The 23,790-nt window shown below is 53.5% G+C and carries 23 protein-coding genes; 11 read left to right on the top strand and 12 right to left on the bottom strand.

Annotated elements, in window-relative coordinates:
- The 4 genes from QEH53_RS22195 to QEH53_RS22180 all read left to right on the top strand — a co-directional run.
- Positions 1–936 (top strand): YdcF family protein (locus tag QEH53_RS22195; RefSeq protein ID WP_309025426.1); only part of this gene is annotated, 936 nt, incomplete at its 5' end.
- Positions 937–1,155: 219 nt separating this feature from the next.
- Entirely contained in the window at positions 1,156–1,509 is a 354-nt protein-coding gene (locus QEH53_RS22190; RefSeq protein WP_309025425.1) for a hypothetical protein, read from the top strand.
- Positions 1,510–2,014: 505 nt separating this feature from the next.
- Positions 2,015–2,329, top strand: a complete 315-nt coding sequence (locus tag QEH53_RS22185; RefSeq protein ID WP_309025424.1) for a hypothetical protein — start codon at positions 2,015–2,017, stop codon at positions 2,327–2,329.
- Between the two features lie 84 nt (positions 2,330–2,413).
- On the top strand, positions 2,414–2,989 hold the full coding sequence (locus QEH53_RS22180; RefSeq protein ID WP_309025423.1) for a VTT domain-containing protein: 576 nt from the start codon (positions 2,414–2,416) through the stop codon (positions 2,987–2,989).
- Positions 2,990–3,049: 60 nt separating this feature from the next.
- Here QEH53_RS22180 and QEH53_RS22175 read toward each other — a convergent pair whose 3' ends face one another.
- On the bottom strand, positions 3,050–4,228 hold the full coding sequence (locus QEH53_RS22175) for a DUF1206 domain-containing protein (protein WP_309025422.1): 1,179 nt from the start codon (positions 4,226–4,228) through the stop codon (positions 3,050–3,052).
- A 209-nt stretch (positions 4,229–4,437) separates the two neighbouring features.
- Between QEH53_RS22175 and QEH53_RS22170 the strand changes: the two genes are divergently transcribed.
- A complete protein-coding gene (locus QEH53_RS22170) occupies positions 4,438–6,252 on the top strand; it encodes an alpha-amylase family glycosyl hydrolase (RefSeq protein WP_309025421.1) in 1,815 nt (604 codons plus the stop codon).
- A 15-nt stretch (positions 6,253–6,267) separates the two neighbouring features.
- Here the strand turns inward: QEH53_RS22170 and QEH53_RS22165 are convergent, their stop codons facing one another.
- Positions 6,268–6,927, bottom strand: a complete 660-nt coding sequence (locus QEH53_RS22165; protein ID WP_309025420.1) for a CDP-alcohol phosphatidyltransferase family protein — start codon at positions 6,925–6,927, stop codon at positions 6,268–6,270.
- Positions 6,928–7,088: 161 nt separating this feature from the next.
- On the opposite strand from QEH53_RS22165, the gene QEH53_RS22160 reads away from it, so the two are divergent.
- Together QEH53_RS22160 and QEH53_RS22155 are read left to right on the top strand one after the other, a co-directional pair.
- Positions 7,089–8,003 carry an HDOD domain-containing protein gene (locus QEH53_RS22160; protein ID WP_309025419.1) on the top strand — a complete coding sequence of 305 codons (915 nt, stop codon included), beginning with the start codon at positions 7,089–7,091 and terminating at the stop codon, positions 8,001–8,003.
- Between the two features lie 106 nt (positions 8,004–8,109).
- The gene (locus QEH53_RS22155) at positions 8,110–8,406 is read left to right on the top strand and encodes a hypothetical protein (protein ID WP_309025418.1); all 297 of its coding nucleotides are present in this window, start codon (positions 8,110–8,112) and stop codon (positions 8,404–8,406) included.
- Here the strand turns inward: QEH53_RS22155 and QEH53_RS22150 are convergent.
- Both QEH53_RS22150 and QEH53_RS22145 read right to left on the bottom strand, forming a co-directional pair.
- Complete coding sequence (locus QEH53_RS22150) at positions 8,403–8,666, bottom strand: hypothetical protein (RefSeq protein ID WP_309025417.1); 264 nt, start codon at positions 8,664–8,666, stop codon at positions 8,403–8,405. The two genes, QEH53_RS22155 and QEH53_RS22150, sit on opposite strands and share 4 nt — an antisense overlap.
- 94 nt (positions 8,667–8,760) lie before the next feature.
- On the bottom strand, positions 8,761–9,003 hold the full coding sequence (locus QEH53_RS22145) for a hypothetical protein (RefSeq protein ID WP_309025416.1): 243 nt from the start codon (positions 9,001–9,003) through the stop codon (positions 8,761–8,763).
- A gap of 409 nt (positions 9,004–9,412) precedes the next feature.
- On the opposite strand from QEH53_RS22145, the gene QEH53_RS22140 reads away from it, so the two are divergent.
- Positions 9,413–10,258, top strand: a complete 846-nt coding sequence (locus QEH53_RS22140) for a hypothetical protein (protein WP_309025415.1) — start codon at positions 9,413–9,415, stop codon at positions 10,256–10,258.
- 273 nt (positions 10,259–10,531) lie between these two features.
- Here the strand turns inward: QEH53_RS22140 and QEH53_RS22135 are convergent, their stop codons facing one another.
- Together QEH53_RS22135 and QEH53_RS22130 are read right to left on the bottom strand one after the other, a co-directional pair.
- A complete protein-coding gene (locus tag QEH53_RS22135; protein ID WP_309025414.1) occupies positions 10,532–11,446 on the bottom strand; it encodes a MotA/TolQ/ExbB proton channel family protein in 915 nt (304 codons plus the stop codon).
- Positions 11,447–11,581: 135 nt separating this feature from the next.
- Positions 11,582–12,895 (bottom strand): alpha/beta hydrolase, encoded by a 1,314-nt coding sequence (locus QEH53_RS22130; protein WP_309025413.1) that lies wholly within the window; start codon positions 12,893–12,895, stop codon positions 11,582–11,584.
- A 71-nt stretch (positions 12,896–12,966) separates the two neighbouring features.
- Here QEH53_RS22130 and QEH53_RS22125 point away from each other — a divergent pair, with 71 nt between their 5' ends.
- The gene (locus tag QEH53_RS22125) at positions 12,967–14,550 is read left to right on the top strand and encodes a hypothetical protein (RefSeq protein WP_309025412.1); all 1,584 of its coding nucleotides are present in this window, start codon (positions 12,967–12,969) and stop codon (positions 14,548–14,550) included.
- A 47-nt stretch (positions 14,551–14,597) separates the two neighbouring features.
- Here the strand turns inward: QEH53_RS22125 and pyk are convergent, their stop codons facing one another.
- From pyk to QEH53_RS22110, 3 genes are all read right to left on the bottom strand, one after another.
- Positions 14,598–16,022 carry a pyruvate kinase gene (gene pyk, locus QEH53_RS22120; RefSeq protein ID WP_309025411.1) on the bottom strand — a complete coding sequence of 475 codons (1,425 nt, stop codon included), beginning with the start codon at positions 16,020–16,022 and terminating at the stop codon, positions 14,598–14,600.
- A gap of 95 nt (positions 16,023–16,117) precedes the next feature.
- A complete protein-coding gene (locus QEH53_RS22115; RefSeq protein WP_309025410.1) occupies positions 16,118–17,302 on the bottom strand; it encodes an aldose 1-epimerase family protein in 1,185 nt (394 codons plus the stop codon).
- Between the two features lie 42 nt (positions 17,303–17,344).
- Positions 17,345–18,439, bottom strand: a complete 1,095-nt coding sequence (locus QEH53_RS22110) for a carbohydrate kinase family protein (protein ID WP_309025409.1) — start codon at positions 18,437–18,439, stop codon at positions 17,345–17,347.
- A gap of 590 nt (positions 18,440–19,029) precedes the next feature.
- Between QEH53_RS22110 and QEH53_RS22105 the strand changes: the two genes are divergently transcribed.
- Complete coding sequence (locus QEH53_RS22105) at positions 19,030–20,547, top strand: PrsW family glutamic-type intramembrane protease (protein WP_309025408.1); 1,518 nt, start codon at positions 19,030–19,032, stop codon at positions 20,545–20,547.
- Positions 20,548–20,585: 38 nt separating this feature from the next.
- Here QEH53_RS22105 and QEH53_RS22100 read toward each other — a convergent pair whose 3' ends face one another.
- Together QEH53_RS22100 and QEH53_RS22095 are read right to left on the bottom strand one after the other, a co-directional pair.
- A complete protein-coding gene (locus tag QEH53_RS22100) occupies positions 20,586–21,086 on the bottom strand; it encodes a YbhB/YbcL family Raf kinase inhibitor-like protein (RefSeq protein WP_309025407.1) in 501 nt (166 codons plus the stop codon).
- Between the two features lie 110 nt (positions 21,087–21,196).
- Positions 21,197–22,309 (bottom strand): trypsin-like peptidase domain-containing protein, encoded by a 1,113-nt coding sequence (locus tag QEH53_RS22095; RefSeq protein WP_309025406.1) that lies wholly within the window; start codon positions 22,307–22,309, stop codon positions 21,197–21,199.
- Between the two features lie 176 nt (positions 22,310–22,485).
- Between QEH53_RS22095 and QEH53_RS22090 the strand changes: the two genes are divergently transcribed.
- A complete protein-coding gene (locus QEH53_RS22090; protein WP_309025405.1) occupies positions 22,486–22,911 on the top strand; it encodes a Fur family transcriptional regulator in 426 nt (141 codons plus the stop codon).
- On the opposite strand, the gene QEH53_RS22085 is transcribed toward QEH53_RS22090, so the two are convergent.
- The gene (locus tag QEH53_RS22085) at positions 22,908–23,774 is read right to left on the bottom strand and encodes an HDOD domain-containing protein (protein ID WP_309025404.1); all 867 of its coding nucleotides are present in this window, start codon (positions 23,772–23,774) and stop codon (positions 22,908–22,910) included. The genes QEH53_RS22090 and QEH53_RS22085 overlap by 4 nt on opposite strands.
- Positions 23,775–23,790 lie beyond the last annotated feature (16 nt).

Here is a 23,790-nt window from a genome sequence, read left to right as displayed (position 1 = left end):
CCCCCCCACGTCTGGCTTGGTTCGATTCAGGAGTCGCCCAATTCTATGACGTTGCAAATCTCTTGTATTGGACTCTTTCAAAATGAGGTATTGTCGTATTCACTCTTCGGCCATGGTTCAAAAACACCCTGCCGATTCGGCCACCTAGCCAACAAATTCGATCGCTTCAATCATATGTCTTTCTTACTCACTAGATTCCTGAGCGCACTTTTGTATCCAATCTTCACTACCATTGTATCCGTTGCTTTGGGAGTTGTGCTCAATTGGCGCAAAAAAAGAAAGCTGGGAGGAGTTTTCATTGTAGGAGGGGTAGCCTACCTTTACTTCTTTTCAACAACTGCCTTTTCAACGTGGCTAGCAGTTGGAATCGAAAAGGAATATGGCTACGCTGAGCTTTCCGAATCTCCGCAAGCGGATGCCATATTAGTGCTCGGAGGAGGTACTTTGCAAAATGATATCTGGATTGAGTTGAACGACTCATCAGATCGCGTATTCAACGCAGCACGACTTTTTAAAGCCGGCAAGGCCCCCAGGGTCATTGTGACCTCTGGCGGCGGCTTCTCGGACCGGCCCCATAGTCAGGCTATGTCTTCCTTCCTCGAGGAACTCGGAGTCCCCCGAGAAAACATCATCGAGGAGAGCCAAGCCGAAAATACCTATCAGCACACCGTCTATCTGAAACCAATATTTGAAGAGCGCGGGATCACATCCGTCATCCTCGTTACGTCAGCTTGGCACATGCGACGCAGCATGGCGGTTTTCGAGTCGAACATTGACGGCATCGAGATCACTCCGTTCGCAGTCGATTCTTTGAACGGAAAATACAATACCTTGCTCGACTACCTACCTACAGCTGAAGGCCTATATAAATCGACGAAAATACTCAGAGAGTATATCGGCTTCCTGGTATACGATTTTCGTGGTTGGATCGACTGATTCCCCGTGATCCGGCAGCCTGACGGTGCTGTATTCGCCCAGTAAAACAAAATACTATTTCGAAACCGGCCTGCCTCTGGGCCCAATTATGTACGTCATCATAGAAATTTGGCTATAGAAAACGACAGGTATGAATCTATCCAACGAAATGCACTCGGTTAGAACGAGCTCGCCCTCTCGAATAAATGCGCGCAGCTTCAAAGCTTTAATTTTTAATTCATGAGTTCCACCACCTCAAAACTGAAACTTGGTTTAACAATCGGAATCGCCGCATTGGTGATTGTCTTATTGCTCGTTTTCTATGGGGACGTAGAAAACCCGAAGAAGATCTCCCTTGCTCGGATGAATACGGTGGAAATGGCGATCAACTCCTTTATTGAAGCCAACGGAAGAGCGCCATCTGCCTTGTCCGAACTGGGTCTTCCTGAGGAAGCGCTTCAAGATCACATTGGTGAGCCTTTCAAGTACATCGTAACGGAGGACTCCGTGACAGTGCTCAGCTACGGATCCGACAAGGAATCCGGTGGCAGCTTTTTCAAGCGAGACTACTCGGTGACGGTTGACCTGCCGTAGGTCTCGCGAATATCGGACCAACAGGAACGGTCACTACAGAGTATTCGAATGAATCCTCAGAAGAGACGGATCGCCCTTACCATTCTTGCCCTTGATTCAAGTTCGAGAACTCAATGTCGGATAGACGCGATCTCGGTTGCTCAAGGTCTACGTCAACGATGACGCTCCAGCGAGCCTCTCGGACTCAGTATCCGAAAAAGGTATACGAATAAAAGTGGAATTTAGATCGGCGGAACCTAGCTCTACCTGACGCATCGACGCGGACGGCATGCGGTCGACGGTTGAGAAACTGCTTACGAAAAACCTTCCATTGATTTTTTATGCGGCCCAGGAAGAACCTACATCGAACGATACAAACCCAAGCAAGGCTTGACCTCTATCACTCTCGCTCAGGCCGAAGCCACGAACCATCCGAGCTCAATTGGGCGGTTGAGCGTGCAAGCCTGACAGGTTGGGCGCCGATCCTGCAACAGGCACCTTGTTTGAGAAACAGACCCCTCGTTTTATGGCTATTCAAATCCTGCCCATACTTAAAGCTCTCGCCCCGCTGGTCGCCAACGCGAGCGGCGTGGTGGCCAATCTTAAGTCAAAATCATCTACAGCAGATTCTTCAGAGAAGCTAGAGCGCTTGGAACGCGAGGCGATCCAAGCTGGCGAGCTGTTAGCTGCGACGGCTGCCCAACTGGAAGCCCTAGCGCAACAGCTTGAAGTTCAAGCCGAGCTCAACGACCGGTACGAACGACGGACTAAATGGGCTCTGGCCCTAGCGGTTGTATCGTCAGTCCTGTGCTTGGGAACCTTGGTAGCGGCCATCGTCTAGGAGCCTTTAAGAATGGGCCAGAGCGATACTCCAAACGATAGGTCAGATGATAACACTGGCTTCCTCCGGAGAAGCCTTCAGCGGATGAACCGTCTCGTTTCGCGCATGGTTGAGTCCGAGCACATGCTGTGGGGGATCGGGCTCGCGTCCTTTCTCGAGGCAATCCTCATACCCATTCCCCTGGAAGCGATTCTGATCCCATTGATGCAGGCTCGCCGCAAACAGCTCTTTCTGATCAGCACAGTGGTGCTTTTTGCCTGCATTTTGGCCGCTCTGCTCGGTTACGGGATCGGTTACTATTTCCTAGAAGCTGCTGGCGACCAGATTATCTCTATGATTTCCTCGCAGGGAGAGTTCGAGGAAGTTCAATCGAAGATGCAAAGCGAAGGGTTTTGGTTCGTCTTTAGTGTAGGGGTAGCTCCTATCCCTTTCCAAATCGCTATGCTGGCTGCAGGTGCGACTAAATACACGCTCGGGGGGTTCCTCTTGGCATCGGCTCTTTCCCGGGGAATTCGGTACTACGGATTGGCTGTGCTTGTTTACTACGCTGGAAATAGAGCTGAAAAGATCTTTAAGGAGCACAAAAAGACAGTTTCGTTAGCGTTATTAGCCATCGTATCTGGTATCTGGATATTGTCGTTGGGTGGCTGTTCGAAATAGGAGACTGTCAAATGATATTATCTCTACGTTTTCCCCCGAAGACTGAGACGATTGACCTTACTAACCTTTGTAATCGATTTTACGATACAAGGCCTCCGTTATACTATAAATGCCGAAAGCGAACAATCCGACTGCTAGAGCTCCTAGCAGATAAGGACCGAACGGCTGACTTGATACAGTATTGAGCACTTCCTTGATTCCTCCCGCTTCGTCGGGGTCTTGGGTCGTCGCCGCAAAAATGAACATGCCCGCTATAATAAAGAACGCGATGCCGCGAGCGATCAGGCCGAATTTGCATACAGGACTGATCTTTCGCATGACCTCTTCGTCCACGGACAAATGGTCTTTATACTTCTCCTTAATCGCCTTGATGATGTGAGCGCAGCCTACTCCGGCGATCGATAGTCCAATCGCTCCGACGATCCAGGGACCTCCGGGCCATCCCAATATCGTTGCGACCAACGTCTCCTTCGATCCTCCGCCTCCGGAAGACGTATTCAATGCTATCTTGGCCGTCGTGAATGCCAAGATAGTGTGCGTGATACCACTCACAGCAAGACCGCCTCGAATCAAAATCCCTTTGCCGTCTGTTCCGTGATTGTCCGCATCCAAGATCGACTGGACAAAGCGCCATGTCGAGTAGCCGATCAAGCCAGCCGCGATGATCCAAAGGATCGCTACGCCACCGGGCGCTTCCAGCACCTTCTCAAGCGCACCCTTGGAGTCCGTGGACTTTCCACCCTCTCCCATCGCCTTCAGCAGAGCGAGGCTACCGATTAGCAGGTAAATCACGCCCCTGGCTGCGTAACCCGCCTTAGCGAGAGTTACAAGCCACGTGGGCGCATCGTTGGATTGGTTTTGCTTTAGACTCTCCGAGGAACGGGAAGCGGTAGAACTTAGTGTAGAGTGGCTCATAGTGGTGATCCGTTGGTAGGTTAGGTAGATTTGTTTGGCCGGGAACTTTGCGGTAGCGGACATTCCCGGCGAGAGAGCCATCGTGTCGACGAGCACGTTTAGCATTACCGATCGCTGGCGAAAGGAGACGTACTTGCGGAAGCTATTGCGGATTCCGCGCCATTTGCGCCGGGGAGCTTTGCGGGGTAAGATTGCTGCCAAAGCGATTGGGAATGCATCCCCTGTTTCCAATTCGCACCATAAGATCGCTCTGGCACTGCTATTTGCATCCTCGAATTCGCAATCGCCAGCCTCCTTTCCCTCGCTATTGCAAAGTCTATTCATTGACGGCTCGCGACCAGTAAATGACGTACATGGCATACACAGGGGCAGAAAGGATAGACGTCAATTTAGACGTTCTCAGTTTTCGTCGTTCCGTTAGATTCTGGTGGAGTGCCGGCTCGCTCGGCAATTGAAGGAAATTCAGTAAATGTGCACACATTGCAGAGTCTTTGGCACGACGAATGCGAAATGGCGTCAAACGTAATTAATCAATGAATACAGATACAGCCGCCGAACCATCAGCTTCCAAATGCACCCTTGGGGCTCGCCAAACGAACGAGGGGTTCACTTTTGCCGTTTGGGCGCCGCACGCAGATTCAGTTAGCGTTGTCGGCGACTTCAACGACTGGAAGGAGGATGCGCATCCCATGGAGTCGGTCGAAGGCGGCAATTGGACGGCATGCGTGGAATCCGCCGAGCAGGGACAACGCTATAAGTACAGGATCACAACGGGCGATCGCACCTTCGATCGAGTGGATCCGCGAGCTTTGAAAGTAGAGAACTCTATCGGAGCAGGGATCATCTGGCAGCCGAGCCCCGACGACACACCTGCCTTCGTTCCGCCTTCCTTGGACCAGTTGGTTGTCTACGAGCTTCACATCGGCAGCTTCGCGTTAGCGGACGAAGCCGCCGTGGGAACTTTCGAGGAGGCGATGGGCAAGCTAGACTACCTTTCGGACCTTGGCATCAACGCCATAGAAATAATGCCGGTATCCGAGTTCGCAGGCGATCTCTCTTGGGGGTACAATCCAGCCCACCCATACGCCGTCGAATCTGCCTACGGCGGACCGGAGGCTTTTCTAGCGTTCGTCCAAGCTGCCCACGCAAAGGGCATCGCGGTCATCTTGGACGTCGTGTACAACCACTTCGGCCCGTCCGACTTGGATCTCTGGCAGTTCGACGGGTGGGAAGAGAACGGCAAAGGAGGAATCTATTTTTTCAACGACCACCGCTCCGAAACGCCGTGGGGCGACACTCGCCCTGACTACGGTCGCCAAGAAGTTAGAGACTACTTGATCGATAACGCCCTCATGTGGCTGGACATCTACAAAGTGGATGGCCTACGGCTAGACATGACCCTGTTTATTCGGTCTACCAAAGGGAATCCGGACGACCCTAACGATGACTTGAAGGAGGGTTGGAGCCTGATGCAAGAGCTGAACGACGCGGTACGGCATGCGAACCCACGAGCTATATTGTTGGCGGAGGACCTTCGCGACAGCGAATGGTTGGTCAAAGACACGGGCGCGGGAGGCGCTGGATTTAGCAGCCAATGGTGCGCGGCTTTCGTTCACCCGGTTAGAGCTGCACTGAGCCAGCCGGCAGATGAAGACCGTTCCCTCGAATCGATCGAGGACGCTCTTACAAGCAAGTTCGACAACGATGCCTTTAAGCGAGTCGTGTATTCGGAATCGCACGACGAGGTCGCAAACGGAAGCGCTCGACTGCCGAGCGAAATAGACGCTGGCACGCCTGACAGCTTGTCCGCCCGCAAGCGTTCGCTTCTCGGAGCAGTGCTCGTGATGACGGCTCCCGGTATCCCGATGCTCTTTCAAGGTCAGGAATTCCTAGAGGACGAGTGGTTCCGCGATAACGTTCCACTTCGTTGGGAAAAATTGGATACCTATTCCGGTATTCACCGCTGCTACCGCGACCTCGTGCACCTCCGGAAGAATCGAGAAGAAAAAACGGCTGGACTCACCGGGCAACACATCCAGATCTGCCACTTCGACCCGCTGGCTAAAACCTTGGCTTACCACCGTTGGCGGGAGTCCGGACCTAACGACTCGACGCTCATAGTGGTGAACTTCTCTCACGAACTTCGCGATTCGATTGAAGTCGAAGCCCCAGACACCGGCACATGGGTCGCGCGATTCAACAGCGATGCCACCTGTTATGGCGACGACTTTCAAAATGAGGGCCAAGCGGAGGCTCAAACCTTCGAACCGGAGGATCGCGAAGGTCAAAGCATCTTAAAGATAGCCCTTGCCGGTTATTCTGCGGTTATACTCTCCCAGGAAAGTTAACCGTCGGCTGAAAGGCTAAAACTTAGGGATGCGCACGGTACTTACCATCAAGGTACCGCTAATTGCGTAAATTAAGCTGAGCGGGTGGATCACGGAGCCTAGAATTGAGGTGGAACCAAGCCACATCGCATCTCCGGTTTTGCCCAGTCCGTGCAGAATCCAGATAACAAATACAATTCCAACGCTGGTTGGAATCGGAGTACCTTCGAAATGGCTCACTTTTCCGGCCTCGTTCGCCATGGAAACGGCTGTCGTGTTGAAGCGGGCCAACCTGCTGATACCGCAGCCGACGAAAAAGAGGAGCAGCAAGACATCGATCCCACCACGCAAACCCGCGGCAAATCCGATCGCCGCGGGAGCCATTCCAAACGAAATGACATCGGCGAGCGAATCGAGGTCTGCTCCGAGAGCCGAGGACTTCTTGCGCCACCTAGCGACCCGGCCGTCTAGGAAGTCGAAACCGAGGGCGAGAGGGAGAAGGGCCAGCGCCAAGGTAAGCCAGTGCCCTTCCTGCGTGATAAGGTATTGCATTGCCGCGATGACTGACCCGCTACCACAAGCTCCATTGAGAAGCGTTAGCACGTCCGCCAGCGCAAAGGACCGGATCATGGTGAATCGCTCGCGTCTGATACGGGCACGCGCCGATTTCTTCGGTTCTTCTTTTTCAAGTTTCATAAGGTATTTCTCGGAATGGGGTAAGCTCTTTCGCCCCCTCGAGCCTGCACGGTGCAATCGATGCGCCAATCGATTGTCCCGCTGTCATGGATCCTCCAAAGATACGAGCCCGCAGGCATACCAACCGTTTGCCGAATACCTTTTAAATCCTATTAACGCAGGTGAATCTACAGCGAGTTTTCGCAGAGCCGATTTTAGGGGGCAACCAATCGAAACGTCCGCAAACCATGGCCTACAACATTTCAAATCTAGAACTCAAAGCCGCCGCCCAAAAGCTGCCACCCTCGCCTCAGATCTTCGCGAAGCTCAACAAGTTGCTTAAAGATCGTAACACGAGCTCGAAGAGCATCGTGAACCTGGTGAACACCGATCCCTCCCTGACCGCCAAGGTCCTCAAGATATCCAACAGCATGGCATTCAGTTCGGGCACTGCGGTGGACTCCCTCGAGCAGGCAATCTCTCGGATCGGCTTTGCAGAGCTCTTCAAGGTCGTGGGCCTCGCGGCCGCCTCCAATGTCTTTGCCCGCCGAAACTACACTTATGGTATCGACGGCTGGCATTTCTGGGAAAACTCGGTCACATCCGGCCTCGCCATGGAGGCCTTGGCCAAAGCAAGCGGCATCGACGAAAAGGAAGCCTACACCCTCGGCCTTTTGAGAACGATGGGAAAGACGATCGTTGACGCTTGCTCGCAGAAGTTCATCGTTCCTCCGAAGTTCAAAGCCTCCGACGAGACGCCTTTGCTTGAATGGGAGCAGGAGAACCTCGGCGTCACCAACCCGGAGGCCGCGGCTATCGTTCTTGAGGCCTGGCACTTCCCGGAGGTCGCCATCGAGGCCCTCCGCTACCAGTACGCGCCAGAGCAGGCTCCGACGAAGAATCCACACGCCTACCTGCTCGCCCTGTCGGGAGCAATAACCGAAAACCTCGGCAAAGGAGCGCCGGGAGAAAAGTCATACTGGACGATCACGCAAAAGCGCATGAAGGAAGCGGGAGTCGATATCAATGCCTTGCGAGCCGCCAACAGGGAAGTGAAGGAACGCATCGAGACGCTCTCTGGCCAACTCGCCGCATAGCGTAGACAACCACTCTGGTAGAAACGCAACCAGTTGGGGCGGTGTTGTGATCGCAGCCCCGGCATGCGCCTTATTCCTTTGGGGCATTCGGCGCATCGTTTGCGTTATGTCGCCGAGAACGCGTTCCTCGGAAATCGCGTATTGGCTCGGTGAACGCACCGCTTCGGCTTCAGACAGCAGGGCGATATTGTTCGATATCGAACGCTCGGTTACGTCTATCACCAACGCGGCATCGTTCATCCTGACGCCTACTTGGATGGTATTTGAAAGCAGATTTCAAATGGGTAAGTACTGGTCTTGGGTGAGTGGTTGGTCACCGAACCGCAATAGTGTATCGATTTCTTGTATTCGTGCGAAAGAGAGAGGCTTCGTCTCCGCCGTCAAAAAGAGCCCGGCCATCTAATCTCCCACCAAGGAGCTAAGCTCCGCGCGATAGCTAGTCTCAATGCCCTGCCTCTCCTGCTCGGGAAGGACATCCGCGCCAAATTTGTTCAGGTTGCTTCGATGAGCGTATCGATCGCCGAGTAATTCCACGAACATCTCCTTACGCTCCGGATCCAATCCAGACAGAGCGATCCGGGAAGCGAAGCGCCGCGACTGGTCGGCTCGAATCCAGTCCAGAGCGAGGTCCGACGTTGCCTCATTATCGAGCATCTCAAACATCGGATCTGTCAGTCCGCTTGAGCCTGGCCTTACGCTGGAAGCTCTTGGCTGCTGCCGTCTCGCATTGTAGACCGAAAGTTCATTCGTCAGTTCGCTAACCTCTTCCTGCAGCTCGCGTTTTTTTTTCCTCCAACGCTTTGATAGCGGCCACGTAAGCGCTGACTCGATCCGCGTTAAGGATTTCCGATTGCAGGGGCGCAGCGGGTCGAAACTCTTTGATCGCCTCGATAACGGGTTCCTGCTCGGGCGCTGCCACCATCTCAGGCTGAGTTTGATCTTTGCGAATGAGGAGAAACGCAAACAGCACATTACTCGCTAACAGGATTAGAAAGAACAAGCTTGGAATTATGCATGGTTGGGTCAGCTGGGGTGCCAACAACTTATGATGTCGCAAAGGGGCTGCGAAGCTGCTACTTCTCCCAACGTCAGAATCAGCAAAAGTCGCCATCCGGCGGAACCTCGATAAGTTTCTCCGAGCTCGTCGATCCTTACCGATAGTAATCGTATTCAGATAACCTGACGTCGAAGGCGTTTGGTTTCGGGTCGATAATCGCTCCCGCCACCACTTACTCAGGCTAGAGAGATGCGGACCTCCCTACCCTTTGGTTTGGCGATGTTCCTAGCCAACTTCAGGCAGACCTAAAAGGAACCGTAAAAAAAGTCGAGCGCGTCAAGAACGGCTAGGTTTCGCCGAATCTTGGGTAGTGACGCAGAGGCATTTCAAACCAGGCAACCGTGCCAAGATCTTGCGATTGTCTGCCACGGCTGTCGCGTCTGTGGCTCTCGTCCTCTTCAGCCTTTTCCCCAACCTTCATCGCCTTGCCGGGCAGTTTTCTCGTGTCTTGCATCCGGAACGTTTGGTCGATCCTTTCTTTCTTGGCAGCGACGAAGCTCTAGCAGAGCTGGAGCGTGAGATACCTATCCTCCCGCACGATGCCCCGCTTTCGCAGCGAGTGGATGCCGTCCATGCGTTCGTGAAAAAACGCATCACCTACGAGAGCGACTGGAACCTCTTCGGGGGCAATTTGCACGATTGGCCGACTGCCGCCGAGGTGTGGCAGCGGAAGAGCGACGATTGCGACGGAATTGCTATTGTAGGAGCGAGCTTGCTCAACCGTATCGGCATTTCAGCTACCCTCGAGTACAACGCATTTCACTGCTGGATAAAAGTCACGGAATCGACGGGAGGCGAATCTCAATCATCGTACCGCGTCGGCGGAGCGGTCGCGGGTCCAACGGGTTCGAAGGCAGATGGCAGCGTCGATTGGATTCGGCTCGCTCAGGGCCTCCTGGCTCCGCGAACTTGGACCGAGGGTCTTAGCTTTCCCCTGTGGCGCCTTTGCTTGACGCTACTGGCTGGCCTCGCGCCGTGGACGCTCTTCCTTACGCAGCGGCCGATCGAGAAGTGCGCTACTCACGCGTCAGTCCTCTATCAATTCAGCGATCACTGCCGAGTGGGCGACCCACAAGTATCCGTCGGATCCATGACTGTCAACCTGGACGAGGAGCTGGTTGTTCCCTTTGTTCAAAAGGACCTGTCCGTATGCGACTTTTCCGGATTCCGAACGCGTCGTCACGATAGGATCGGTTGACTCGTTTAGCCACAGTTGCACCTCCCTATCCGCTCGAAGCCGAATAAGTGTCTCTTGTTGGCTGGCACTGAAAATTTCGCTGTAGAAATAGTATACGGAACTCCCTTCGCCCTCCCGGAACGCAAACGCAGGACTCTCCGTCACTCGATAAATCCACTCGCGATATTTGCGGCGGGCCATCGGTAATCTCAGGTCCAAGTCGACAGCGATCTTCCCCGTTCCCGCTTGGTCCGTGAGGAACTCATGCTTGGCAGGAATAGGACCCAGGACAAACTAGGAATCGATATAGGACCATGTTCCAGCTGCCGCTTTTTTCTCTATGAATCGGGACGGAACCGAGGTGTCATAAGAGAGCGTTTCGACCAAATGTAGCCCTTCGCTCAACGCTTTGGTTTGTTCCTCGAGAGGATCAAAACCACCCATTTGATGATCTCTATTTTGTGATTGCTCACTAGATACAGAAAAACTCTCTCGCGTCCGCAACGACTCCGTGAACAGTTCCGCCTCCGCCGCGAGATCAATCGTCCTTTCTTCGTCGTTTCCGGTGTCAATTTGCATCGTCAGCCAGTCTTCGAGCAACCAGTCGTAGAGAATCGTATTGATATTCTCTTCAATCGCCCCACTGCCCCGAGCGGTTCTATTCTTGAAATAATGATAGAATGTCAGCGCGGGTATCCCGACGATCCGTCCCGCTGCCGTCGTCACGAGGGCCTTCGATATCCCATCTGCAACAATCGAAGCGTCTCCCGAAACACCCGTTAACACAATCATGCGAAACGATGCGATCATGCCGATGATCGTCCCAAACAAGCCGATGAGTGGGCTAATCGTCGCGATAATATTCAACGGATAGACTAGCTGTAGCTCTTTCTTGATAGCAGCGTTGGCCGAGTCCGAGGCGATCATGGAAACTCGGTCGAACGGCTTGCAGTGACGCTTCAGGATGACCGCAACGACTTGGCTCATAACACAACGGCGTCTCTGGACCAGACGCCCCAGCTCTTCCCACGCGCCTTGGTGCCAAAGCCTTTTAAAACCGATCATGAAGTCCCGTAATATGAGGCGTTCGCTGCGAAGACTTTTCAGCCTCTCGATCGCGACAGCCAGGCCCACCAGGGACAAGGCTCCCAATACATACATCGTCAGGCCTCCAGCCTGAAAGCTATCCGCTAAAGATCCGACATACAAGTGTGGGTGAAGTTGGAGGTATGGAACAAGTCCGCCAGGATGGCGGGCTCTCTATTCCTACAGATGTAGGCGACTAACCCGACTTGTCAACCGAACACAGGATTGCATTGAGAACGGACTCCGAGCGACATCATCCTATTCGGAGAACAGAAGCTCAATCGCTTTGCGGGCTTTGTGTGATTTAAGGATGTCGATATGGTTCTTGGGTAGTTCGATCACATTCGTAGCCGCCTCGACAGCCCGTGGATCCAACATGCTCTCCACCGAAACGGTCCCATCGTTTTCTTTTGGCAAAAACGGCGACCGATTACTCGCGTTACCGTAAACCAATAGGTGCTCAACTGGCATCGGCGCTTCCAATATCATTTCGATGAATTCGCTGTCCGGCTCGATGTCCTTCCAGGAAGGTATCGCTTCAGGCGCATAATCGACACCCAGTTTTGCCATGTAGTGGCCGTTCCACGGCGTAGAAAGGCTAACAAATCCCGCAATTTCGTAGTCTCGACTCTGGGCCACGAGAATATAATTCCGCGCCAGCAGCCCTCCCATGCTGTGGGCAACCACCCCTATTTCAGAGAAGCCGTGTTTCCTGTATAAAGCATTCAACACAAGGTCGAGGATGTGCGATGTCTCTTCCAGCGAAAGGCCGGAGGGATAGTGAAACACCCAAGGTTGAAAACGGGTCTTGTCCAAACGCTCTACAATCCATTGCCAGTTGCGAGGTGTACCGGAGGCGCCGCTCACAAATATCAAAGGCATCTTGCTCGCGTCGTACTCCTGCAGAAAGAAGACGCCGACGCCATAGTTTCTCATAAACCGGGTGGGCTCCCATAAGCCTTGGTCCCCCACCTCGATCGCAAATCGCGGATCATCTAGGTCGGCGATTTCCCCAGCGATAATTTTCACGGACTGATCGGTGGTTAAGTCGAACAAAGCCCGGCCGTCGCGTGAGGTGCGAAGGTCCTCCAAAGTCGGCAGGTGTATCGCCTCCTTGCGTTCGATTTTCAGGAAGTTTATTTCTTGCACGCTGCGGGCTCCATGCGGAACAGGACGTGGTTTCTCGTCACCGTAGAACCAAAGCGGTTCTCCCACGTCAACTTTACTGTTCTCGTTCCGGTCCTGGAAAGCTCCAAAAAAATAGTCCTGCTTGTCTCGCAGTAGAAACGCGAGCCGCCCGTCGGGGCCACTGACCTGCAGGTCTTGGATTTCAAGGTCTCCATCTTGTCCTCGTGTCCAAACAGCAGCGTAGGCGCCGTCGATGATCGAGGGATCACCTTCCAAACTAACGGCGATACGCGAGCTTTGTTCCCAATCCGCAATGTCAGAGCGTAGCGTTTCGAAACGAGCGCAGCCCTGCATAAATATAGCCGAAAGAAAGGCCGTACCCACAAGACGCAATAGCAGCAGAAATGGTTGGATAATAGGATTGGTCAGAGTAAGTGAATACAAATCAACCTTGGAACCCGTGTCAATGCACGGTCCGCTACGCTCGAAATAAAGCACCGAGATTGACGGCGCAAATGCTGCTCGCAACAAGGCGTATGCACCCCATCGATTGGATAATCGTTTTCGTCTACCTTGTGGGAATTGTCGCTCTGAGCATCTGGATTGGCGCCCGACAGAAACAGCAGAGCGACTACTATCTCGCCGGAAATCGATTAGGCCCTTGGTCGATCGCTGGCTCCATGATTGCGACTCAGTGCAGCGCCATTAGCTTGATCGGCGCCCCGGCTTTCATAGCCCTCAAGGAGGGTGGCGGCTTAAAGTGGCTGCAATACGAACTCGCGGTCCCACTGGCAGCGATTGGAATATTATATCTGGTTTCTGGATACAAGAAGCCAAACGCCACTACTATCTTTTACGCGGTAGAAGGTCGCATGGGAGTAGGAACCCGCAAAGTGTTGAGCTTACTCTTCATCGCGGGCCGTGGGCTCGCGACAGGAGTCGCCCTCTATGCGATGTCGGTGGTAGTTGCGGTCTGCCTCGACTTGTCCGTGGCAAGCAGCATCTTGATCGTGGGCGGACTGTCGCTGATCTACACCACGATCGGTGGGATTGAAGCGGACATATATTCAGACATCCTACAATTGCTGATCCTTTGGTTAAGCGCTTTGGCCTGCGGTATCGTATTACTCTTCCTCATCGAATCTCCAGGCGAAGCGCTCGGAGCTTTCGACCCCGAGCGCCTGAGTATTTATCAGCTTTCGGGTAACGGGCTAAACGACGGCGCTTCCTATAGTTTGTGGCCGATGTTGATCGGAGGGTTCTTCCTCTACCTCGCGTACTATGGATGCGACCAAAGCCAAGCTCAGCGGCTTCTCGCTGCCAGGGACCTATCGACAGCCCGCAAAGCGATTCTGCTCAATGGCACCCTGCGCCTTCCGCTCGTGCTTACCTATTGCGGATTTGGCGTATTGCTCGGCTTGTTCTTCCAGCAGTCGCCTTGGCTGCAGAATCAGATGATAGGTCAAAATCCTGACTTTATAGCCCCGTATTTTATAATCGAATACATGCCTATCGGACTGAAGGGTATCATCGTTTCAGGTATTCTGGCAGCCGCTATGTCCAGCCTCGACTCCAATATCAATTCTCTCAGTGCCTCGCTTGAAAAGGACTTTCTGGATGGGCGCAAGATCCCCCTGCCCGGCTTTCGAGAGCCGCTGCAACGGGCGAGAAGCCTCACCGTGCTCTTCGGCTTGGCGGCTTGCGGACTGGCCTTTCTCTTCAGTGGCTCGCAGGCTACCGTACTGGTTTTGGTCAACGCAATAAGTTCCGCATTTAACGGTCCCATTCTAGCCTGCTTCGTCTTTATCCTGCTCAAGCGGAGCTTGCGCAATCCAGCATGGGGCATGTCAAGCCTCTTGGCTGGAATCGCTACCAATGCCACACTGTGGCAAGCAATGCCGCAGATGAGTTGGCTTTGGTGGAATCTTTTTGGCTTCCTCGTGGCAATGGGCGGTTTGATCATAGGATCTACAGGCGACAAGGCGTCCTCAGAAACTAGATACAGAGAAGCCCCGAAAAAGAGCTACCTCTACCTCTTGGGCGTCGTTGCACTTGCAACCTTTGCGATTCTACTCGGACTGCATACTGTTCTTCAGTAGGGCCGCCGGGTGTGGCGTGGCGGTCGCTCCCTACGCGGTCGTTGCTTCTAGATCGTGCGCAGCTGCAGCGTGTCGATGACTTTTCCCTCTGCCAAGGCATTGGTGATAACCGTAACCGTGGTACCCTTCTTTACCCAGTTCTTTTGGCGAAGAATCTTCAGCGAGAGGCTAATCGTCTCTTCCGGATTTTCAAAAAATTCGATGAGGAACGGCTCCACTCCCCAAGGAAGCAACAATTGCCGGAAGATAGACTCTACATCCGTGAAGGCGAAGATAGGCGCGCCTCGGGCCCTCAAGGCACCCAAGGTGTAGGCGAGGTATCCACTGCGGGTGAAAACCACGATAGCGGAGTCTTCGATATCTTGGGCGAGCTTGGCTGCAGAGCGAAGGAGCTTCGCCTTTGGGGTTGGCAAAGTAAGGTCGCGGTTCAAGTCGTAGCTCACTGAAGGCTCGATGCTTTCGATGATGTTCTTCATGACCTGCACTGATTCCAGAGGATATTTGCCTACGGTCGTTTCACCGGAAAGCATGATAGCGTCCGCCTGCTCGCGAACGGCGTTGGAGATGTCCGAAATCTCCGCTCGGGTGGGCATGGGCGAGTAGATCATAGTCTCCAGCAGGTGGGTTGCGATGATCACGGGTTTACCGGCGCTGCGGCATGCCGCGACCAGATCGCGCTGGACCAAGGGCAAGCGATGGTAGTCGATCTCGATACCGAGATCGCCACGAGCGACCATGATGCAATCGGCTTCTTCGACGATTTCCGCCATGTTGCGGACTCCTGCTTGGTCTTCGATCTTGGCGATAATCTTAGCCGACGATCCGAGACTGTCTAGAAAGGCGCGAAGCGTACGGATATCGGATGCTTGGCGTACGAACGAAAGTGCGACGAAGTCGATCCCAGCTTTCACACCAGCCTTGAGGTCTTCCTCGTCCTTCTTCGTTAGGCAAGGCAGGTTGACGAAGACCCCCGGCAAATTGATGTGGCGCTTCGAACCGATTTCACCGGGGGTCAAGACCTCGAGACGTACCCGCTCATCGTCCTTGGAAACGACTCTCATGCGGATTAGCCCGCTATCGATGAGGACTACTCCGCCCACTTCCACGTCGTTCGGTAAACCGGGGTAATTGGTGGTAACCGCTGGCACGTCGCCGGTCGGCAGAGCTGTCTCGACATGAATTTCGAATATATCGCCGGTGGAGACTACGATACTTGCATCCACCTTGCCGGTACGGATTTCTGGGCCCTTGACGTCCATCATGACGCCGACATGCCGACCAATCTCAGTAGATGCCTCGCGAATGTGCCACATGGCGTCGTCGACCCATTTGTGGCTCGCGTGCGCCATGTTCAGCCGAAGAATGTCGACCCCCGCAAGAATGAGCTTGGCCAGCATCTCCTTGGTATCGGTAGCTGGACCGAGCGTCGCAATTATCTTGGTGTGGCGAAAGAAGGATTTTGAGGAAGACATTCTTTCGCTGCAGCAGGAACAACGCCATTTTCCGTCGATCGGTGGAGAACTCTGGGACTCAGGAATTCGCCACCGATGCCGCCGCCAGCTAAGCGTTATTTGTCAGAAAATCTCGCGATGGCCTGAGGGTGTACCGTTCCTTTGGCCGCCTTTTGCAGCGCTTTGATTTCCGCCTCTGCAGCTCGAATCGCTTTCTTCGTATCCAATGCTTCAACCACCAGAGTGGTCTTGCGGGATTCTCCTCCTTCCAAACTCAAGACGCGTCCTTTCGAACGTTCGAAACGGCGCGGGTTAGGATAGCTCGTAGCGGGTTCCAGTCCCGTGACGTAGCCATCCTTTGCTCCAGCCGTATTCTTCCAAAGCGTGAAACATGGAAAGTCCTTGAGCGAGTAGCGGAGCACAGACGCTTGGTCGCCCTTCGCGTTCTGAAGCATGGCCATCGTTTGGCGGCTGCCGCGCTTGCCCGCGAGCTCGAAGAAGTATGCCTGTTCAACGAAGCCCGGCTGTGGTCCTTCGAATTGGTCGAATTCGTCGATGCCTTCGGCCGCCCTCGGATCTCGCGGTGCCACTTGCTTGAACGGCGCTCGAAATCGAGACCCCTTCCCCAGCACGCCACAACCATAGTTGACATGATATAGGAGCTCGTGCTCGGTCGGGTTGTCTCCGAGGTTGGTTACTGTATCCACAATCGTGAGACTCCCGGTTCCGAAATCAGTACGGATCTCCGTCTGCAATCGCAAGGCCGGGCCAAACATCATGGTCTCATCGACCGTGCCACGGAGGATGATCTCCTTTTCGGTTATCTCGACGGTTACGGTGTGAGCGGGGATGTTTGCAATGTTACCATGGAGCGGGAGATAGGCCTCCATCGCGTTCCCGTTGTTGTCTACGAGCGTGTCGGTGCCCGGCGCTCCCATGCTGGAGAGGCCGCAACGGACTATCCATTCATTAAATCCCTTCAACCACCCTAGGCCGCCATTTTCGAGCGGCTGCACGAATGCTGGGTGTACCGGTTTCTTCACGGGGGATTCCCAGCCGAGCTGAACGTTGCCGCACTGCCCTTTCCAAATCCCCATACCTCGCGTCGGAAGCACAGCGAAGCTCAGTTTTCCGTTGTCGATTTCGACGACGTCGACCCCCTCCTGGGTGCCGCCGCGCAGGGTTCGCGTTTGCACGGACCAACTTTGTTTTTGCCCTAGTGACAATTCCTTGGAATCGAGACGGACCGATGGCATCGGCTCGGTGCTCTCGGGATGAAGAAGAGATAGAATATGAGACATAAGAAAGATGGATGGCAGTGTGTATTTAAAATGCCCTCACAACTATTTGTCGGAGGTGTCCTCGATTTGAGCGATCAGTTCATCTTTGGTCGGAGCCGTAGCATGAGTCACGAAGAAAGCAGTCGCTGCATTTGCAATCACCAGTCGCTCCTTGACTGGCAAATCGCCCAAAGATGCACAAAGGTAGCCGCCATTAAAAGTGTCGCCCGCTCCAGCGGTTCGGATTACCTCGGTCTGCAGTTCTTGCAGGGCATAGTCCTCTCCGTCGATCGCGCTCGACGCCGCCGCGAAATGCGGAGTGTGAACCACGAGCTCGTCGATGCCAATTCGCTGCCGCAATTCTGTCAAGCCACCCGCAACTTGTTTGGGTTCGCTTATCCACTCCATTCCGAACCGGTTGAAGAGTTCTTCACCTTCGTGTTCGTTCAGGCTCAGGGTCATGGGGATCTTCTGGTTGAACTTCTTTATCAATTCCAAGCTCTGCAGGAAGGATTCGTTGGACTTCTTCTTAATGTCTGCAAAGTCGAAGAACATGCGGCGGGGGGCTTGGGCGGTTTCGTACTGGGAGAGGAATCCGGTGAGAAAACGATCGAAATCGGGAGTAAGCGACCAGTAACCCAGCCCAAGGATGTCCACACCCTCGAAAAGGTCCTTGATTTTCTCCTCGCCGAAGAATGCGACAAAATCGTCCCAGGTCAGGTTTGCCACAGTCTTGAGGGCACTCATGAGCAGTTTCCCATCAGAGAACTCGAAGACGAGGGTCAGGGCTGGGTCGCCTAGGGACACGAGCTCGCAGTTATCGACAAATTCCTCAAAGGCTGGATCGATGTCCTTAGCACCGTAAAGGCCGGTTAAGGTTGGCTTGAGACCGAGGAAAGCGGCCACCCGCCCTGTGTTTGGCGTAAAGCCGCCCGAGCAGCGGCGCTTAGGCACGATCTCTAATCCTACTCCCCCGTCCGCTCGCTTTACGATGAGCTCTCCAAAGCCCTTCAGGTTTTCCATGGGCGTGTAGTCGGTGAGGCTGTGACGGACATCTACGATTTGATATACCTCATCGACGAAACCGTCGCAACCAAGCAGCACGCTGCCCCTGATGTTATTCAAGAAATCTATATACTTCTTTATGTTAGAGCTCATAATAGTCTTAATCGGGTGACCTATATTGTGTTTATCTATTCATGGGGACTATCAGTTCGGCTTACGCCCGACGAGGTGTTGGCTATTCGGCTGGCAAACTATTTCCCTCTCTTGATCGTTTCGTCTCCTAGCGAGCTGAAAGGTAGTTTCGATGGTATAGGGTATTAGGCTGCTGGAAGCCTGCAGCTCGCCATCCCTTAAGCGAAACTTAAGCATTCCTGTTGAAGTTACTAAATCCATCGTAGAAAATGACTACAAACGAACCTTCCTTCGCTGGGGAGACAAAACGTGCCTGACAGTCCGCAGAAGACGGATCAAAGAGCATGCTCGCATGTAGTGGATATGTGGATGCGACAGCTATTTGAAAATTCAGGGCACTCACACCCTACAGTTCTGGAATCGGCCGTCTTTCTGATTTTAGCTTCCTGTCAGTAAAAGTTCGCCTAGCAGTTGAACTTGTCGAAGACTCCACAAGCGGTTGACTAACATCGATCCTCAACACGGCCTACTTGCGAGTGAACAAGAATCAACTTTACGAACTAACCCGTAGCTCCAGCTTTCTCTGGAAGAGCTCGGCTATCCTCATACTTATGATTGCGCTATTGGGCACCGTAATTTGGAAGCTCAAGCCGGTCGAGTCGAAGAGCGTCACGCACGCGGATCTCTTTCTGACGGCGGAAGACGGTGGATCTCAGATCGCCATTAACACTGCTAGATTCGAAGAAAAGCTGAAGAACCAGCTTCTGCGTAGCAGATCTTTCGAAGAAAAACTCTACGCATTGCAGTACTTGCTTTCGATCGGCGGTCGCCGGAATCAGTCGATTCTCCCGCCAGCGGACCAGTTGTCCAATGTGAGCGAGGAAGGTTACGAGATCCTCGTTGCCTTCAGCCATGCCATCGGAGGCAGATCTGCGGATGCGGCGGAGCCACTGTTCGAGCTCGTCCGGTCCACCCCTCCTCCGCCCTACGCAAATTTCGCCCTATCGCTTTTCTACACGACGTATTCAAAAAATGGGTTGGCTATCGAAGCAGCCAAAGCTGAGGTCAAGAACCATTCGAATACCGCGTCGAGAACATTGCTGGTCGATTTCTATCGCCGTCATAACTTGCTCGACCCCCTAAAGGAGCTGCAATCGGATCCTAAATACGCACCCTTGATCGATAGCTTCCTTCGGCGGGACATCGCCCTGCTGACCATGGACTGGCCTGTCCTTATCAGCACCCTATTACCTATAGCCTACGGAGACACGCAGCCTTCTATGTTAATCCTTGCCCTGGTTGCTGGCGTCGCATGGGCCACTTTGTTACTAAGGTTCTTTGGTCCCTTGAGCTGGTCCTCGGGTGCAGTTCGACTGGCAATTCCTGCATTGTTGCTAGGGGCGCTTTCCGCCCACCTCACCATCCTTGCGATCTACTTCCAGGAAGAGCAGCTCGGCCTCGTGCGGGGAGACGACCTCATAGGCCAAGCTATCTATTGCTTTGCGGGCATCGGATTGCGGGAGGAGGTTCTGAAGCTATTCTGTTTTGTGCCCTTGATTCCTTTCTTGGCAAAGCGAAAGAACGAAATGGAAATACTGGTAGTCGCCAGTTTGGTAGGCCTTGGTTTTGCCATAGAAGAGAATATCAGCTACTTCGAAAACAGCCTTGGGATGGATGCCTTCGGACGCTTCGTCACCGCAAACTTCTTTCACCTTTCACTTACGGGGATTTGTGGACTTACACTCACCCAAGCTTTCATCTATCGCGGATCTTACATCAACTCAGCGGTCTCTACATTCGGCCTCGCGGTGATTGCCCATGGCGCTTACGACGCGTTTATCATAATTCCCGAACTGAGCGAATACAGTATCGCGACTATGATCATCTTCATCTTGGCCAGCTACCAGTTTTTTAGCTGGGTCCGCCACTTGCGATCGTCTTGGAGAGAGCCCGTCAGCCTGTCGGCTCACTTTACTCTCGGCCTCATCGTAGTCTTCGGAACGTCCTACCTGCTGCTCGCCTGGGAAGTGGGCCCCTTGTCCTCTTTGACCATGCTCACTGAGGAGGTGCTTAGCCTCGCGATCCTACTTGTGATGTTTTATCGTGAGATTCCAGAGGAGATACACTAAGCCAGAAATCGAATCCCTGCTGAATTCCCCAGTGTCGCCTAACCTTTCTTAGGCTTGTAGTAAGCCACGAGCGAAGCCCTCGCTAGCTCGTGCTGCATCACCATCATGAAGGTTGCTTGAGCCAAGGGCGTCTGCGGAGTAATGCCCAATGTCTCTACATCGAGTGCGTATACAGTAAATAAATACGAATGCGTGAAGTCCCCGAGAGGAGGACAAGGTCCGCAATAAGCCGCCATGCCCGTGTCTACTTCTGCCATGAAAGCTTTATCGGGAAGTTTGTCAGCCTGTGGGTTTCCGGCCCCGCTGGGGAGTTCGCTTACATTTGCTGGGATATCGAATACCGCCCAATGCCAAAAACCGCTGGGCGTCGGCGCATCGGGGTCATGGCAGAGAACCGCGAAGCTCTTCGTGCCTTCAGGAGCATTCTCCCAAGCAAGGTGCGGGGAGACGTTGCCTCCTTTGTATCCAAATATGTCGGCGAGTTGCTCTTGGGTGAAGTTTCCTCCGAGATCGTTACTGCTTAGCGTGAATGTATTCATATAAGGTTGGGTTGAGTTCTGAGTCGCCAGCTATATATGTATGGCACTCTCGAAAGTTTTCAACGATAGCCTGTCATAATCGTCCAAAAACGGCTAGCTCGATGAGAGCTCTAGATCCTGACCAACGTTATATCCACGGTAAACTGCTGTCCCTCACGCAAGAAGACGATGGTCACCGTTTCTCCTTCCCGCTTCTGGTCGAAGAGGTGGTAGAGGTCGTCAACCGTTTCAATCGATTGACCGTCAATTGATTGTATCAAGTCTCCCAATACGATACGCCCATTACGATTCAGCTCCAAGCCCTTAAGCCCCGCTGCTTCTGCGGGTGACCCTTCCTGGACCGATTGGAGCATGACGCCCTTGAGCCCGAGACGCTGTACAAAGGAACCGTCGCTAACCACGGTGATGCCAATTCCCGAGCGCACCGGCTCGCCAAAATTGATGATCTGCTGGACGATACGCGAAATCGTGTTCGAAGGCACGGCGAAGCCGATCCCGGTCGAATTACGCAGAATTAGCGTATTCATTCCGATGAGACGTCCGTGACTGTCCAGAAGGGGGCCGCCGGAATTGCCGGGGTTGATAGCAGCGTCGGTTTGAATCATGTCCCGGATGGTCACGTTTTGCACGATGGATGCCATGCTTCGCCCGAGGGCGGAAATGGTGCCAACAGTGAGCGTGTGGTCGAGGCCGAAGGGGTTTCCGATAGCGACACTTTTTTGCCCTACGATCACTTTCGATGAGTCCGCGACCGTTTCGCCTAAGGGCGTTATATTCGTGCCGAGCAAGTCTATCTTCAGGACCGCGAGATCCTTTTTGGGCTCTTCGCCGATCTTCACCGCCTCGTACGTCTTCCCGTCGATCAAGGTGACTGCTATGCGATTTGCGCCCGCCACCACGTGGTAATTGGTCACGATATGTCCTGACTTGTCCCAAAGGAATCCTGATCCGGAGCCCTGCGGGACTTCGGATACGGTCCAGGTCCGGCGATCGAACTGGTTTTGCAGGTTATATACGAAAACGACAGAGGGAGACGCTTTCTGGAAAATGGCTATGGTGTTTCGCTCGTCGGGAAGCAATTCACCAGCCTCTGGAATCGCCGGCATATCGACATTCAGCGTGGCGCCTCTCTTTTCGAAGATTTGCCTGGCAACCAGGGTGATAAGGAAAACTGTCGCCGCGAATACGAGAAGCGGGAGGACGATACGGTATGGACTGCGCATTTGGATGGGAAAACCGATTCGAGGAAATGAGGGAGATTTGCGAGCCTAGCTCGAAGAATCCTGAAAGTCGTTTAGCCTGCCGACCGAATCAAGTCCCAAGCAATGCAAAGCACAACGGATCGCCCTTTTTGATTGAGGAGCTCAGTGGCGGTACTACTTTTCTCCGTATTCGCTAGATGGAAAAGCCAAAGCAAGATTACGAAGTGGCGATTAGCTCACTGAAAAAAGATCGGTACCGCATAACGGAGCCGCGCAAAGCTCTGCTACGTCTTTTGGTCGACAGCCAGAAGCCGCTCTCCGCTGAGGATGCCCATATCGCCCTCGGTGCGGGAAACTACGATCTCGTGACGGTGTACCGCAATTTGGAGATTTTCGAAGCCGCCGGGATCGCCACCCGAATCCCCACGGAATCGGGCAAGTCGCTATACGAGCTCAATGCGGAGGAGCACCATCACCACCACATTATCTGTCGTAAATGCCATAAGGCGGAGAAGCTCGACCATTGCGAAATCGAGAAGCTCGAAACCTTGGCCACAAGATTAGGCTTCACCGAGGTGACGCACGTCCTCGAACTCTACGGCGTGTGCGGCGATTGCCGCTAGCAGGTCAGTATGGCGTTGGTCGAAGCGTAAACCTCGTCCATGCGATCGGCAAAGTCTTCGATGAGGCTTAGGCTGATACCCGAGCGTTTCCAGACTTCCTCGTACATTTTCGGTTTGAAGGCGCTTGCTGTATGGTCGCTGCATACGCTGCAAATATAGTCCGAGATGTAGACCAAATCTACCAAGGGATAAAGAAGGCGACGCCTTAGCTCGATAGGGTTGTGGTGATAGCCGGCTACGCTCTGTAGTTCCTCAGGAAGGTTCCACTTCTTGAAGAGAATCCGCCCAACATCCTGGTGCGTAAAACCGAACTCGCGCTGCTCAACCTCTTGAATGGGAAGACCTTGACAAACCGCTAAGTCGACAATCCTCGCCATTTCATCGGTGAAACCTTGGATGAGAGCTAACATCCCAATGTCGTGTAGAAGTCCAGCCGTGTAGAGCATCTTGGGATCGATGATCGTCTTTAGGTAGCGAGGGGCGGCCAAGTAGACATCCTCTGCGATCGTGGCCACTGACAGGCTTCTCTTCCAGTAGCACCGGAGGTCAAATTGCTCGCTGTCGATCTTAACCTCTTGGATTATCCCCAGCGCCAAAGAGCTTTCGACCACTTTGCGAAGGCCTAGCAACTGGGCCGCCTCTTCGATCGTGCCGACCTGTTCGCTGCCGTTATTGTAAATCGAGGAATTCGACAGCTTCAGGAGGCTGGCAGCCAATTCTGTGTCCTTACGGACAACCTCGACCACGTCTGCAATATCCGAATGCGGGTCGTTCGCGATGCGCCGCAGCTGCATGAACGAATCCGGCAAGTTGGCCAAGGAGAAATCGGTGGTCAGAAAGTCGATAACCTGCTGCTTGTTCATTAGCATGCTTGGCTCG

Source organism: Pelagicoccus sp. SDUM812002, from assembly GCF_031127835.1.
Classification (GTDB): Bacteria; Verrucomicrobiota; Verrucomicrobiia; order Opitutales; family Opitutaceae; genus Pelagicoccus.
This window is presented reverse-complemented; position numbering and strand designations above follow the sequence as displayed.

Excerpts from the sequence above, each read along its gene's own strand:
- QEH53_RS22190 (WP_309025425.1), top strand. The coding sequence starts at position 1,156 with ATGAGTTCCACCACCTCAAAACTGAAACTTGGTTTAACAATCGGAATC.
- QEH53_RS22185 (WP_309025424.1), top strand. The coding sequence starts at position 2,015 with ATGGCTATTCAAATCCTGCCCATACTTAAAGCTCTCGCCCCGCTGGTC.
- QEH53_RS22180 (WP_309025423.1), top strand. The coding sequence starts at position 2,414 with ATGAACCGTCTCGTTTCGCGCATGGTTGAGTCCGAGCACATGCTGTGG.
- QEH53_RS22175 (WP_309025422.1), bottom strand. The coding sequence starts at position 4,228 with ATGAATAGACTTTGCAATAGCGAGGGAAAGGAGGCTGGCGATTGCGAA.
- QEH53_RS22170 (WP_309025421.1), top strand. The coding sequence starts at position 4,438 with ATGAATACAGATACAGCCGCCGAACCATCAGCTTCCAAATGCACCCTT.
- QEH53_RS22165 (WP_309025420.1), bottom strand. The coding sequence starts at position 6,927 with ATGAAACTTGAAAAAGAAGAACCGAAGAAATCGGCGCGTGCCCGTATC.
- QEH53_RS22155 (WP_309025418.1), top strand. The coding sequence starts at position 8,110 with ATGTCGCCGAGAACGCGTTCCTCGGAAATCGCGTATTGGCTCGGTGAA.
- QEH53_RS22150 (WP_309025417.1), bottom strand. The coding sequence starts at position 8,666 with ATGTTTGAGATGCTCGATAATGAGGCAACGTCGGACCTCGCTCTGGAC.
- QEH53_RS22125 (WP_309025412.1), top strand. The coding sequence starts at position 12,967 with ATGCTGCTCGCAACAAGGCGTATGCACCCCATCGATTGGATAATCGTT.
- pyk (WP_309025411.1), bottom strand. The coding sequence starts at position 16,022 with ATGTCTTCCTCAAAATCCTTCTTTCGCCACACCAAGATAATTGCGACG.
- QEH53_RS22115 (WP_309025410.1), bottom strand. The coding sequence starts at position 17,302 with ATGTCTCATATTCTATCTCTTCTTCATCCCGAGAGCACCGAGCCGATG.
- QEH53_RS22110 (WP_309025409.1), bottom strand. The coding sequence starts at position 18,439 with ATGAGCTCTAACATAAAGAAGTATATAGATTTCTTGAATAACATCAGG.
- QEH53_RS22105 (WP_309025408.1), top strand. The coding sequence starts at position 19,030 with ATGATTGCGCTATTGGGCACCGTAATTTGGAAGCTCAAGCCGGTCGAG.
- QEH53_RS22100 (WP_309025407.1), bottom strand. The coding sequence starts at position 21,086 with ATGAATACATTCACGCTAAGCAGTAACGATCTCGGAGGAAACTTCACC.
- QEH53_RS22095 (WP_309025406.1), bottom strand. The coding sequence starts at position 22,309 with ATGCGCAGTCCATACCGTATCGTCCTCCCGCTTCTCGTATTCGCGGCG.
- QEH53_RS22090 (WP_309025405.1), top strand. The coding sequence starts at position 22,486 with ATGGAAAAGCCAAAGCAAGATTACGAAGTGGCGATTAGCTCACTGAAA.
- QEH53_RS22085 (WP_309025404.1), bottom strand. The coding sequence starts at position 23,774 with ATGAACAAGCAGCAGGTTATCGACTTTCTGACCACCGATTTCTCCTTG.